17 protein-coding genes are annotated in these 13,681 nt (G+C 30.0%); 3 read left to right on the top strand and 14 right to left on the bottom strand.

The window, feature by feature from the left end:
* The first annotated feature begins 69 nt into the window (after positions 1-69).
* A complete protein-coding gene (locus tag CD147_RS02745) occupies positions 70-1,452 on the top strand; it encodes an aldehyde dehydrogenase (RefSeq protein WP_103165920.1) in 1,383 nt (460 codons plus the stop codon).
* 79 nt (positions 1,453-1,531) lie between these two features.
* On the opposite strand, the gene pglS is transcribed toward CD147_RS02745, so the two are convergent.
* Positions 1,532-2,572 carry a 6-phosphogluconolactonase gene (pglS, locus tag CD147_RS02750; RefSeq protein WP_103165921.1) on the bottom strand — a complete coding sequence of 347 codons (1,041 nt, stop codon included), beginning with the start codon at positions 2,570-2,572 and terminating at the stop codon, positions 1,532-1,534.
* Between the two features lie 154 nt (positions 2,573-2,726).
* Complete coding sequence (locus tag CD147_RS02755) at positions 2,727-2,900, bottom strand: hypothetical protein (protein ID WP_103165922.1); 174 nt, start codon at positions 2,898-2,900, stop codon at positions 2,727-2,729.
* A 335-nt stretch (positions 2,901-3,235) separates the two neighbouring features.
* Between CD147_RS02755 and CD147_RS02760 the strand changes: the two genes are divergently transcribed.
* Positions 3,236-4,276, top strand: coding sequence for a C45 family autoproteolytic acyltransferase/hydrolase (locus tag CD147_RS02760; RefSeq protein ID WP_103165923.1), 1,041 nt, complete (start codon positions 3,236-3,238; stop codon positions 4,274-4,276).
* Positions 4,277-4,367: 91 nt separating this feature from the next.
* Here CD147_RS02760 and CD147_RS02765 read toward each other — a convergent pair whose 3' ends face one another.
* The 10 genes from CD147_RS02765 to CD147_RS12290 form a co-directional block, all read right to left on the bottom strand.
* Positions 4,368-5,210 carry a DUF4097 family beta strand repeat-containing protein gene (locus tag CD147_RS02765; protein ID WP_103165924.1) on the bottom strand — a complete coding sequence of 281 codons (843 nt, stop codon included), beginning with the start codon at positions 5,208-5,210 and terminating at the stop codon, positions 4,368-4,370.
* Positions 5,207-5,764: an HAAS signaling domain-containing protein gene (locus CD147_RS02770; RefSeq protein ID WP_103165925.1), complete on the bottom strand. Its 558-nt coding sequence runs from the start codon at positions 5,762-5,764 to the stop codon at positions 5,207-5,209. The genes CD147_RS02765 and CD147_RS02770 overlap by 4 nt, the downstream gene beginning before the upstream one ends.
* 96 nt (positions 5,765-5,860) lie before the next feature.
* Positions 5,861-6,346, bottom strand: a complete 486-nt coding sequence (locus CD147_RS02775; RefSeq protein WP_103165926.1) for a hypothetical protein — start codon at positions 6,344-6,346, stop codon at positions 5,861-5,863.
* 310 nt (positions 6,347-6,656) lie between these two features.
* A complete protein-coding gene (gene pmtD, locus CD147_RS02780; protein ID WP_103165927.1) occupies positions 6,657-7,385 on the bottom strand; it encodes a phenol-soluble modulin export ABC transporter permease subunit PmtD in 729 nt (242 codons plus the stop codon).
* Positions 7,386-8,258 (bottom strand): phenol-soluble modulin export ABC transporter ATP-binding protein PmtC, encoded by an 873-nt coding sequence (gene pmtC, locus CD147_RS02785; RefSeq protein WP_103165928.1) that lies wholly within the window; start codon positions 8,256-8,258, stop codon positions 7,386-7,388.
* Entirely contained in the window at positions 8,258-8,944 is a 687-nt protein-coding gene (pmtB, locus tag CD147_RS02790; protein ID WP_103165929.1) for a phenol-soluble modulin export ABC transporter permease subunit PmtB, read from the bottom strand. Before pmtB ends, pmtC begins: the two co-directional genes overlap by 1 nt.
* Complete coding sequence (gene pmtA, locus CD147_RS02795) at positions 8,941-9,840, bottom strand: phenol-soluble modulin export ABC transporter ATP-binding protein PmtA (protein WP_103165930.1); 900 nt, start codon at positions 9,838-9,840, stop codon at positions 8,941-8,943. The genes pmtB and pmtA overlap by 4 nt, the downstream gene beginning before the upstream one ends.
* Complete coding sequence (gene pmtR / locus CD147_RS02800; protein WP_103165931.1) at positions 9,837-10,217, bottom strand: PSM export ABC transporter transcriptional regulator PmtR; 381 nt, start codon at positions 10,215-10,217, stop codon at positions 9,837-9,839. The genes pmtA and pmtR overlap by 4 nt, the downstream gene beginning before the upstream one ends.
* 163 nt (positions 10,218-10,380) lie before the next feature.
* On the bottom strand, positions 10,381-10,557 hold the full coding sequence (locus CD147_RS02805; protein WP_103165932.1) for an SE1626 family protein: 177 nt from the start codon (positions 10,555-10,557) through the stop codon (positions 10,381-10,383).
* A gap of 177 nt (positions 10,558-10,734) precedes the next feature.
* Positions 10,735-10,830, bottom strand: a complete 96-nt coding sequence (locus CD147_RS12290; protein WP_233643248.1) for a Trp-rich small protein — start codon at positions 10,828-10,830, stop codon at positions 10,735-10,737.
* Positions 10,831-11,025: 195 nt separating this feature from the next.
* Here CD147_RS12290 and CD147_RS02810 point away from each other — a divergent pair, with 195 nt between their 5' ends.
* Entirely contained in the window at positions 11,026-12,312 is a 1,287-nt protein-coding gene (locus CD147_RS02810; protein ID WP_103165933.1) for an aminotransferase class I/II-fold pyridoxal phosphate-dependent enzyme, read from the top strand.
* A gap of 124 nt (positions 12,313-12,436) precedes the next feature.
* Here CD147_RS02810 and fosB read toward each other — a convergent pair whose 3' ends face one another.
* Together fosB and CD147_RS02820 are read right to left on the bottom strand one after the other, a co-directional pair.
* Positions 12,437-12,856, bottom strand: a complete 420-nt coding sequence (gene fosB / locus CD147_RS02815) for a metallothiol transferase FosB (RefSeq protein ID WP_103165934.1) — start codon at positions 12,854-12,856, stop codon at positions 12,437-12,439.
* Positions 12,857-12,886: 30 nt separating this feature from the next.
* Positions 12,887-13,294 carry a YjdF family protein gene (locus CD147_RS02820; RefSeq protein WP_103165935.1) on the bottom strand — a complete coding sequence of 136 codons (408 nt, stop codon included), beginning with the start codon at positions 13,292-13,294 and terminating at the stop codon, positions 12,887-12,889.
* Positions 13,295-13,681: the final 387 nt, after the last annotated feature.

Below are 13,681 nucleotides of genomic sequence, written 5' to 3' on the forward strand. Positions count from 1 at the left end.
TAAATAATCAATTTTTATTCAAATAATCTATAAACGATATTAGTTTAATATACCTAGGAGGTAGATCAATTGTCATCAATAGCACAACAATTTGAAGAAAGTAAGAACTTTTTCAAAACACATAAAACTAAAGACATTAAATTTAGAAAGCAACAATTAAAGTTATTAAGTAAAAGTATTAAAAATCATGAAAATGAATTACTTGAAGCGTTAAAGCATGATTTAGGAAAAAGCGCTGTAGAAGCATATGCAACTGAAATAGGCATTACACTCAAAAGCATCAAAATGGCGCGCAAAGAACTTAAAAATTGGACAAAAACTAAGCAGGTGGATACGCCTATATTTATGTTCCCTTCTAAAAGTTATATTAAGCCTGAACCATATGGTACTGTGCTAATCATTGGACCTTTTAATTACCCAGTGCAACTATTATTCGAACCATTGATTGGTGCTATTGCGGCAGGAAATACAGCCATCATTAAGCCTTCTGAGTTGACACCTAACGTGGCAAGCGTGATTCGTCAAATTATTGAAGATGTCTTTTCTACAGACTTCGTTGCGGTAGTTGAAGGTGGTATTGAAGAAACACAAACATTAATCCATCTTCCATTTGATTATATGTTCTTTACTGGCAGTGAAAAAGTAGGTCAAATTGTTTACGAAGCAGCAAGTAAAAACTTAGTTCCAGTGACACTTGAATTAGGTGGTAAATCACCTGTAATTGTAGACGACACTGCTAACATTAAGGTTTCAAGCGACCGCATAAGTTTCGGGAAGTTTACGAATGCAGGACAAACTTGTGTCGCGCCGGATTACATTTTAGTTAATAAGAAAGTTAAAAATGAGCTTATTGAGGCACTTAAACAAAGTATCCAAGAATTTTACGGCACTAATGTTGAAAAGAGTCCTGATTTTGGTCGCATAGTTAATAATAAACATTTTAATAGATTGAATGATTTATTAAAGGTACATGCAAATAGTATTGTTTCTGGTGGTCACACTAATGCTAAGGAACGTTATATTGAGCCAACTATATTGGATGGTATTACCCCTGCTTCAAAAATTATGCAAGAAGAAATCTTTGGTCCATTGTTACCTATCATTACTTATGATGATTTAAATGAAGCATTTGATATTGTTCAAAGTAAAGCGAAACCACTCAGTCTTTATCTATTTAGTGAAGATGAAAATACGACGCATCGTGTGCTTAATGAACTGTCGTTCGGCGGTGGCGCAATAAATGACACGCTTATGCATCTTGCTAATCCTAATTTACCATTTGGCGGTGTGGGTGCATCAGGTATTGGACAATACCATGGTAAATATACGTTTGATACATTTAGTCATAAAAAATCTTATATTTTCAAATCTACACGTTTAGATTCAAGTATTATTTACCCACCGTATAAAGGAAAATTGAAATATATTAGAACCTTCTTCAAAAATTTATAAATATTAAAGTTTAAAAAACGCGAAGCTGATTTCTTATTAAAAACCTTCTTCGCGTTTTATATAATATTTAAACTTATAATTATTTATCTAAGAAACCTACAAATACGCCTTCAGGAGCTACATGTTGGTTATCTTTTGCCGTTAATTTCCCACTATTTGTATCGCGGCTAAATACAGTTACTTTATAATCTCCCTCTTGGTGCGTACATACTAAGTATTCATCAGATTCAGTAATGTTGAAGTCTCTTGGAAATTCTCCACCACTTTTAACAATTTCAACTGGATTAAGCGCAGCACCATCTTCAGCTACAGTAAATACTGCAATACTATCATGACCACGGTTACTTACATATAAGCTTTGTTGGTCATGTGATAAGCGCACGGCAGCTAATTTAGTATCGCCTTCAAAGTCTTCAGGAATAGTTAAGTGGCGCTCAAGTTCTTCAAATTTACCATCGTTATATTGCATGACGCTCACATAATTAGATAATTCATGCACTACGTAGGCATATTTACCATTTCTATGAAAAGCAATATGTCGTGGGCCATCTTGATCTTTGAATTTTGTAATTTCATATTCTTTGAAACCTTCATCACCAAAGGTATAAGCGACTACTCTATCTGTTCCTAAGTCTGTCGCTACTACATATTTTCCATCTGGTGTTTCATTAAGATAATGTACATGAGCATTATCTTGACGTTCATGACTACCAGTAGTATAGTCATGTGCTAATTCTTCAATTAATTTAACTACTTCGCCTGTTTCTTTATTTAATTGATAAATACGTGCAAGCCCTGCTCCGTATACCGCTTCAAATAAGAATTTATGATTTCTTGATACAGAGATATAACATCCTGTCCCTTGAGTTGATTCTAGACATTTATTAATTAAAGTTAACTGTCCTTCGTCATCTTTTTTAAAAGCAGCTACACCGCAATCGTCACCTTCTTTAGTAATTGCATATAGGAAATCTTCTGTTTGAGCTAAATATGTTGAAGCTTGAATGTCATAACCAGTTTCAACTGTTTCAACTTGTCCTGAATCTTCATTTAATTCAAAACGATAAATGCCTTTGCCTTCTTTTTTCGTATATGAACCAATATAACCTCTCGTTGACATATAAATACCTCCATTAAGTTAATATCTTCATTTTATAAGACGATAGGCACTTATGCCAATGATTCTTACTTTATACGTAATATCGTGTTAAATATATTGATAAAATAAAAAACCAATAACTTCAATAAATGAAGTTACTGGCTTTTATTAATTATTATGCGTTATTACTCTCGATATCAGATACAATTTCTTTTGTTTTTCTTTCGATATCTTCAAAGTCTTTTTTGAAGATGTAAGCAAATGCAACTACACCTACGCCAACTACTAATGAAGTAATAGCTACAAAGCTTAATACGAACTTACATAAACCTTTAATTAAATTCCACATTTACGTTTCACCTCTAAAATAGAAATAAGTATGTTTACAATATTATATATTATCATACTTACTGTTATGGTTAAATAGATACCTTTTTCATCTTTTTTATAAACATAGAAACATTTCTTATAACTTCACTATTTTAAACGATTTGCATGGTTAATATTTTAGGATACCCACCATTTTTTAATAGCGTAAGCTACTTTTCTATAAGTGCTTTGAAGCATAGTATCCCCTCCTTGTGTTTTTGGTTGATCTTGCTATCATAATTAGTATAGTTATATCTTTAATTGAATTCAATTAACCTTATATTACAAAATATTAAATTTTCAGGAGGCCTTCTCATGCAACAAGTTAAATCAGATATTATGACTTTTCGAGGGTCACATTTCGATTTAGGAGTTAAAACTGCGCAATGGTTGAAACAAACTCCTTTATTAGAAAATCGTGAGCGAGAATGGAAAAAACGTATGCCTCGTTTTGATATAGATGTCGCGGAAACACACGCAATCTTCCAAACGTATGCACCAGAAATTTGGGAAGAATTAATGGGGATGCAAGAAGTCCTTAACTTACCTACCAAACAAATGATATTAAACTTTGGACATTATCGTTTTACAGACCTAAAAGAAAGTGGATGTACCGTTTTTCAAGGTCAAGACTTTATGGTGCGTAATTATGACTATCATCCTGCGACTTATGATGGAAGATATTTATTGTTTCAACCTAATGACGGAGGACTTGCTCAAATAGGACCTACTTCACGTGTAACTGGACGAATGGATGGTATGAATGAAGCTGGTTTATCAATGGGTTATAATTTTATGCATCGTAAACATCCCGCTAATGGCTTTGTTTGTTATATGATTGGCCGTTTAATTTTAGAATACTGTAAAGACGTTGATGAAGTCATCCGCTTTTTAAAAGAAATACCTCATAGAAGTTCATTCAGCTATATCTTAATGGATAAACATTTAAATCATGCTATCGTAGAAGTTACACCACGTTCTTTTGATGTAAGACATGATCATGTGTGTACCAATCATTTCGAATTATTAACGCATGAAAATCGTAACTATACTAAAGAATCTAAAGAGCGTCTCGAACGTGCAGTTAATCAAACTTCACAAGATTTAGATCGATTCACAGCCTTTAAATTATTTAATGACCCGCAATATGAAATATATAGTAAATTATTTAGAAGTTGGTCAGGAACAATCCACACTTCTATGTATGATCCTCAAAAATTAATTGCTTGGATGACTTTAGGCGAGAATCAACCCCCTACTTCAATTGACTTTAATGCGTGGCTTCAAGGGAAAGAACTTGAACTCACACAGTTCACAGGTCAACTAGATACTGATTTAACATTCGCTAATTATTAAAAAAGGAGCAGAACGACGAAATCTAGTATAATCTCGAAGATTTCATTGTTCTGCCCTTATTCTCTATTTTTCAAAATGAGTCGTGGCTTACTTATTTAATTGTTATATCATCTTTAATAGTGTAAAATTCTATCACATTATCACTTTGACCTACTTTACCTTTTTCGAAATATTTATTATTAACTTTGGCTTTACCAGCGCCAGGATGTAATTTTAATAACGTATTTTTAGTTTTGGTTTTATAGCTAAGATGAATACTTCCTTGTTTGATAGATGCTTTAATATCACTTTCTGAAGCCATATGTTTAAAATCAATAAAGCCTTTATCGACTAAAAAGAGTGAATCTTTCACCTTACTTTCATTCACTCGCATCTCAGAGTAATTTCCTTTAAAACGACTATTTTTTATAAGACTATTATTAATATTTAAATTTGCTGTTTCATTATTAAAATTCACACTTTCCACTTTAGCATTTGAAATATTTAATGATCCGCTATCTTTCATTATATCAGCGTGTTTAAGCCTAGTATCATGAATATTCAATGTGCCTCCCCTAGAGTTTATATTTAAATTTTTAATTTTATCCTCAGGGATAGTTATATGAATACTATTTTTACTTTGATTAAATGGGTTAAGATTAAAGCTATATCCTCTCTTAGACGATCTTCTTTCAACAATTGACAATTTATCATCTTTAGTATTAACTTTTAAATCATTGTTTCCATAAAATCTTACACGGTAATCCTTACCTTTTGTAACCTCAATTTTTGAACTGAAACTGTCAACATCGAGTTGAGTGATCCTTTCATCGTTAAATTTTTTATTAAATTTAAACTTTTTATAAACATCTTTCTCATGTACAAACCATACTAATGTGGCTGCTAAAAAGAAACCTATAAAAATGACTAATCCAACAATTATTATTTTCTTCATTGACGAATTCTTCCTTTAACTCTTTGGATATACCAAGACAAATATTTTAAAACTAATCTATATATATTCTGAGTAGTCTTTATAATCAGGACTAACAATATAATACCAATTCCTGCATAAGAAATACTAAAAAGAATGTTACTCAACGAATTAGGAATACCTCTAACTATACTTGTTATTATAAGTAGCAATGGGAGACAGAGTAGAGATAGCGAAAATAGAAAAGCAAAAAACAATACAAATAAGAACATTAAAATTGGTATGATAATAAAGAAAAAAGAAATGGCGCCTAAACTTAAAGAAGCCATAATGGCTCTAATAATGTTATGTAAATTAGGCGTCACTTTCGCGTATGAAATTGCTTTTTTAGCTTTTGCTTCTTTACCAATAATATGCGGTTCTTTTAGGTTAGATAATATCTCTTGTTCCGATTTACCTCTATTCTCTTGTTCGTAAAAATAATTTTCATAGTCATTCATTAATGTATCTTTTTCATCACGAGGCAATTGATCTAGTTCTAACTCTAGTTCATTTAAGAATGTAATCTTGTCCATTTTATTTCACGTACTTTCATCTTTGGTTTATCGAAAAGAAACTATTCTATCTATATCAATTATGTCTTTGCTAACCACCACTATGCGTAAAATAATTTAACGACTAAAGAATTCAATCCTTTTAATAATATTATCTTTATACAATATTGATAATTTCATATGGTGCTCTTTATCGATGTAGACAAGCGCATCATATCCTTTACCAACTTTGTCTTTACGATATTCATTACCTAAATAATTGATAGCCTTATTGATATGATCTCCAATTTTAACTTCAAAGTTTGTAGTAACATCACTATCTTTCACTAGGATAATACCTTTTACTTTATTAGGTTTATTCTTTACTTTAACAGTTAGATTTTTATGATGTTCATCATTATAAAATTTGTATCTATCTAGCTTAATATGTTTGTTAATTCTGTATCCTTCGTTATTAAAGTCCTCATCTAATTGTAAATTATTTATTTTAATATCTGTGAGGTCCACTGTTTTTTCGTTTTTATAAATTGTTAAGCTCATAACCACAATAAAAGAGATAATAGTAAAAATTGTAAATATTATCCATCTATTTTGAATGCGCAAACTTACCACCACTTTTGTCTTATTAAATTAAATATATCATATCCTATATCTTCGCTTCATTAATATTGTAATTTATAAATCTTACATATTTGTTATATATGAAGTAAATATATTTTTAAACCTTTTGTAGTTACCTTTAATAATTGTATTATAAATATCTGTCATTTTGAAAACTTGTTATACCGATTACAGCTAACTTAAGAAACTAAACTGAAAGCGATTGAAAATTTAAAGATTTTACCGTTTAACTTCAATAAAATTGCTTAAATTAAAAGCTGGGACATTTTTTAATGTCCCAGTCTTTTTAGGCTTAAATATCTCTTTTAGCAGCGTATAACAGGTTAGCAATAAATAGTATTACAATTGAAGCAATTGAAATGAACCATTGCCAATTTGTAAATTTAATATTGTCTGTTGATGATTTCTCAGTTAAATAACTGAATGGGATATACTTAAGTGATTTTTGAATATCGTCTCCCCATTCTGGAATTAAACCGATAAATGGTTGTATAAATGGCACAATGAATACTAAGAATATACCTAATGTGAAAATAACTGCTGGTTTTTGAACGATTAATGTAATTAAAAATAATAATAATCCAAAGAATAGTAAAAAGATTAGGTAAAACCAAATATTAGTTAAAAATTTATCACCGACTATATTTTTACCATCTGTAAAACTTTGGATGATAATCATAGTGATGTAAGTAATAAACGTAAAAATGAATGAAATTAAAATAATTGAAATTGTTTTAGCTATTACATAGCCAATTCTACTTTTCAATTTATTCATATATAGTTGAATTGTACCTTGAGAATAGTCACGAGTAATCGTTTTTATAACTACGAGTAATCCAAAGAATAAAAACATCCAATTTGCCATAGGTAAAATCATTGAATAATCTACTTTATCGCTATTACGTACAAATAATACTGTCATACCACCGAGTAATGCCCATATGATAATTAAAGCAATATATGTTAAGTAACTTTTAAAGAGACTAATAATATCATACTTTACTAATTGTAAATTTCTCATTTATTTGTCACCTCTTTGATTAATATTAAAGTAAGTATCACGAAGCGAACTTTTGCGTGTTTCAAGATATTTAGGATAAATATCTTTTTGTGCAAGTGCTTTGATTAAAGCTTGATAATCTTGTTGTGATTTAATCATTATTTCGCCACTATTTTTATGAGATTGCAATACGTTAAAGTGTTCAGTTAAATATTCAAGAGCAGCATTAAAGTCTTCAACATCTACTTTTATTGAAGTATAATCTTGCGCACTACCATCCTTCATATTTACATCTTGCACAAAGTTGCCATCTCGTAAGAATACCGCTCTATCGCAAATCAATTCAATATCCTCAAGCTTGTGACTAGAAATTAAGATTTTCATTCCTAATTCATTCGCTAATGATTGAATCGTTTCTAATACGTCAATTGAACCATCTGGATCCATGCCATTTGTTGGCTCATCTAAAATTAAGTACTTAGGTTTATTCATCAATGAAACCGCAATCGCTAATTTTTGTTTCATACCCATTGAATATTTTTTTACCTTTTTCTTAATATATGGTCTCATACCAAATGCATCTATAATTTTATCTGCATATTGTTTATCGAAACCGTCACCCAATACTTGTGCAAATAATTTTAAATTATATAAACCTGTTTTATTATCATATAGTTTTGGATGTTCAATTAAATAACCCACATTTTCATTGTCGTTAAGTTGAACTTTCCCTTTAAAATTAATAATGTTTCCGTTCATTACTTTCATTAAAGTTGTTTTACCAACTCCATTTTTTCCTATTAAACCTACGATTTGGCTTTGTCCAAAATCGAAATTGATGTTATCTAAAACATTGTTACTACCGTATGTTTTAGTGATGTTTTCTAATTTCATCAAAACCCTCCTTCATTTTTATAAGTATGTTTCTTGATACGTTTTAATTGAATAAAATAATTGATAGCCATCCAACCAATGCTAAGAACAAGTACCCCATAATTTAGGTATCCCATGAATAAGTAATTACTAAATTCATTTTTAAAGACTAAAGAATTGATTGCTGAAAAGATAATCATTACTGCAAATGGAATCACTAGCATCATTAATATAATGTATGCTGTATAAGATATATATTCACGCTTTTTCTCAGTATTTTTATTAAAAGCGATAGGAATACTTAAGAAGTTAACTGCTATAAATGAAATCATCGTTGAATAACGTAAAGAATTAACCTCTACATTTGCCGCTTGAAAATTGTATAAACCAATGATAATTGCACCGATAAATGTAAGTACAATACATGAAATATAATTTGCGTTTAACATATCTTTCTTTGATACCGGCAAACTTTCATAGAATAGATAGGAGGTTTTGCCTCCGAGTCTTCTGTTTATTCTAAATAAATGACCTGAGTCGAGTATGCTAATTAGCATCAAAGTAATAGCTATCGGTGTATAAAAAAGAAATTTTAATTCAAGCTTAGATAACACCATGACATATAATGGATATATTATAAGTAAAATAAGATACAAAGCAATTGTCCAACTACGTAATTTAAGATTTCTAATTAACAGTTGTTTCATTGTTTCAACCCGCTTTGATGCCCATCTTTATTAATGTTATTATTATCTGACTTCTCTAGAAAAATCATTAATTCTTCTATGCTCGGGTGCTTTATATCCACTCGCGATCCAAATAATTCCTTAAAAACTTGCGCATGTTGGGTAAAGCCTAAATATCCAGTTGTCTTTTCTTCTTTATATAACAATAACTCGTTTAATTCTTCATCTAAATCAGTTGAATCACCACGAATAATAAAATGTTCTTCTTGCAATTGGTTACGATATCCTTGTAATTTAACTTCACCGTCTTTTAAATAGACTAGATAATCAGCAATTTTTTCTAAATCTGAAATAATATGTGTCGAAATAAATACTGTTTTATTTTCATCAATTAGTTCTGCTTGAAGAATTTCTAACACTTCGTTTCTCACGATTGGATCTAGTCCTGCAGTGGGTTCATCAAAGATAAACAACTCTGCATGATGGCTTAGCGCTAATGCTAATGATAACTTCATCTTCATCCCCGTAGAAAAGTGTTTTATCTTACTTTTATACGATAAATTAAATTTTGTTAAATAATGTTGAAATAACGAAGTATCCCAGTCACTATAAAAAGGTGATATTATATTCTCAAGCTTTTTTACCGTCCATTGCTGGTTGAAATAAATTTCCGAATATACAAAACCTATTTTGTTCTTAATTAATTGGGGATTTTGAGACATTTTCTTCCCTAAAACTGTTATTTCACCACTATCACTTTCTAGCAAATCCATGATCAAGCGTATAACTGTTGTTTTGCCCGCCCCATTTCCACCAATAAAACCTGTCACAAAACCTTGAGGGATAACGAAAGATACGTCCTTTAACGAAAATGTCTTATTGTGATAATTAACATTTTTTAATTCGATGGCGTTCATTCTTCTTCCTCCTCATAAATTAAAGTAAGAATTTCCTTTAATTCTTTAAGAGGCATCCCTATAGTTTTAGCTTCTTTAGTAATAGACCGAGCTAGATTCTCAATCACGAAGAATTGTTTTTCTTTTAAGATTGAACTATCTTGCTCTTTAACAAATGTTCCTTTACCGCGAATCGTTGTAACGAAGCCTTCCTTCTCTAAATCTTCATAAGCACGTTTAGTAGTAATTAAACTTACTCGTAAATCTTTAGCTAATTCCCTCATTGAAGGTAAATGACTACCCGCTTCAACATAACCTTTTAAAATATTCTCTTTAATTTGTTGCTTAATCTGTTCATATATAGGTTGTTCACTGCTGTTTTTCAAGATTATCTTCATCGCTGTCCCCCTTCAACAACTGTATATAAACAATATATACACTATATACAGATTTGTAAAGTATTATTACTAAAAATTATGTATATCCTAGTTATCATTTACTTTTCTCCATAAGAATAGACTCTTTAAAAGTGTTCACACTTAAAAAGAGTCTATTAAATATTCATTTTTTATTTTTTCTTCTATCGTTACTTCTATTTATAAATGCACATATCATAAACATAATCGCAGCTAATAATAATTTAATGCCTTGATTCTCATGTCCGGTAGCTTGTAAATAATAACCTACTATAAATAAAATAATTGCTAACCCAACAAAAATCTTTGTTAAATGCTTCATCAATTTCAGTCACCTCAATACGATAATTATAACAAATGAAATAACATGTATGTATACTTCATCTATTTATTAGAAATTGAAATTTATTGTGCTTATGTTAAAATTAAAATATCCACAGATTGCATTACACAACCCCTAACTTGCAGCACCAAGTTAGGGGTTTTAGTGTAAGGTCATCTATTTATCCTTCCACTTTGTTTCTAACCAAATTCGAAAAATAACTAGTATGCCTCCAGTAATTAGTGTCATCATACCATCTAAAATCCACGACATTACACTACACCTCCACAAAGTAAAGTGTCATATCTCTCGATGACCTGTTTTAATTTTAACATAAAATACGAACAAATGTTCGATTTTAAAAGAAAATAATCTTCTCCCCTATACATCTCATACAAGAACGCTTTATCTTTAGTTCAAATCAAGATATTATAATATTGTATATTAAATTAAAGTGAGGTTATCAATATGAATCCTTTAGCACAAAACTTAAATGATCAACTCGTAGACGCGCGTCCTGAAATCTTAAGTATGCTATCAAGCTTAGGACAAGCAATGTATTATCCTAAAGGCATCTTATCTCAATCAGCTGAAGCTAAATCAACAAAGTATAATGCTACAATCGGTATGGCTACATATAAAGATAAAAAAATGTATGCTGATGCCTTATATGGGGTTTACAATCATCTTTCTCCAGATGAAGTCTTTCCATATGCCCCACCTCAAGGTATAGAAGGCTTACGAGATTTATGGCAACAAAAAATGTTAAAAGAAAATCCTGACTTATCTAAAGAATCAATTAGTCGCCCAATTGTTACTAATGCCTTAACTCACGGTCTTTCATTAGTAGCTGATTTATTTATTGAAAATGGAGATACTCTGTTATTACCATCACACAATTGGGGTAACTATAAATTAATCTTTAACACTCGTCATTCTGCAAATATTGAAACATACTCAATCTTTGATCATGAAGGTCATTACACTACAAATTCTTTAGTTTCTACTTTGAAAAATTATAATCAAGATAAAGTTACTTTAATTTTAAATTATCCTAATAACCCAACAGGCTATACACCTACAAGTGAAGAAGTGGCTACAATTGTATCAGCCATTGAGGAATTAGCAAATAAAGGTACTAAAGTTATTACAGTAGTAGATGACGCTTACTATGGTTTATTCTATGAAGATGTCTATAAACAATCCATTTTCACTGCAATTAATAATCTTAATAATAGCAACATCTTACCTATTCGTTTAGACGGTGCGACAAAAGAATTCTTTGCTTGGGGATTACGTGTTGGATTTATCACATTCGGCATCAATAATGAAACTGCTAAAGATGTATTGGAAGCTAAAGTTAAAGGGCTTATTAGAAGTAATATTTCAAGCGGTCCTATGCCTTCTCAAAGTGCAGTTAAATATGTTCTTGAAAACCATGAACAATTTGATAAAGAAATTCAACATAATATTGATACATTACATGAACGCTACAAAGTCACTAAAGACGTGGTTTATGATGATAAATACAAAGACCACTGGCAAGCTTACGACTTCAACTCAGGCTACTTCATGGCTATTAAAGTAAATGGCGTAAACCCTGAAGAGTTACGTGAACACTTAATTAATAAATATTCAATTGGTGTGATTGCCTTAAATGATACAGATATTCGTATTGCATTTAGTTGTGTCGAAAAAGATGACATCCCCCATGTATTCGATTCAATCGCACAAGCCATCGATGATCTAAAGTAACATTATATAATATATAAATATGCATCCGAAAAGTGAGACTAAAATCCACCTTTCGGATGCTTTTTTGTAATATAAAAAACGATATTTGTAAGCTCATAAAAAATTAAAATGCTAATTATTATTACTATTCATAAAATTTTATATAAGTTTTTTCTTCTTTGTAGTAAGCGATTCTATCTTGTAAGGAACCGGTATGCAATTCTAATTTGTGGCCATCAGGATCAGTAAAATATATTGATTTTTTATCTCTGATATCTCTTAGACGCCCATCTAAAATATTTACATTATTCTCTTTTAACCAGTTGTAACATTCATTAAAATCATTTTCATTTATTGAAAAAGCCATATGAGTATATGAGTATTGAATTTCATTTCTAGGTATTTCCATTTCTTCATTTAAAGCTAACCACAACCCACCTAAAGTAAAATATGCTGTTTTATCGCTTTCAAGTAATATTTTGGCTTTCAGTATATTTTTATAGAATTCAATAGACTTTTTAATGTTTGATACTGAATATGTAACATGATTAACGGATTGAATCATATAAATGCTCCTATTCACATAATATAATTATTAATGACCTTTATGCTTTTCTTTAGCTTTATTTTTCTTTATTTGCCTTTTTCTATCCTTAATCAAGTCTCTTTTTGCCTTATTTCTTTTCTTGGATATTTTTTTATTCAACTCTTGCTCTTCTTTAATAGTTATTTGAGCTTTAGTAAAGTCTTTTGGCTTCTTTTGTTCTTTTGCTATTTCTCGTTGTAATCTTTTAGGATTAATTTTCCGCTTTTTTTCTTTGGTTCTAACACTTAATTTAGTATTTTCAATTATAAATAGTAAATAATTATCAATGAAATAAAGAACTTCTTCCTCATTTGGTTCTTTACCAAATGTGAATTTTGCAAATTTAGATTTACCTCCTACTTTGTATTCAACTAAACCGATAAAAAATTGACCGTCGTGAAATATAGATAGCTCCATGCTATCCCTCCTCTTATTTATTCAGAAATGATGGACGACCTGAGGAGGAAGGTTACTGACAGATATTATTATCTATATTGGGACTACCAACCCAATTGTGTTTTTACATTTCTATAATTAGTTTAAATTAAATAGTTTAAATTTCAATAGTATAATCAATTTAGCTAATCTAGAACATTTATGCGCTAGATTTTCTTAATCAACAATCTATTTTTTCTTTGGATTATTCTTCATCTATTTGAGTACCGTTTTAGGATTTTTAATAAGTACTTTATAGAATTTTCTTAAAAAGTAATACCACCGTCAATTTGAAAGTTTTTGTAGATTTTATTTTAGCTATAAAAGCAAGAACTTTATCATTATTTATGTTCCTACTTATATCATACC

The organism is Staphylococcus devriesei, from assembly GCF_002902625.1.
In the GTDB taxonomy this organism is placed as follows: Bacteria; Bacillota; Bacilli; order Staphylococcales; family Staphylococcaceae; genus Staphylococcus; species Staphylococcus devriesei.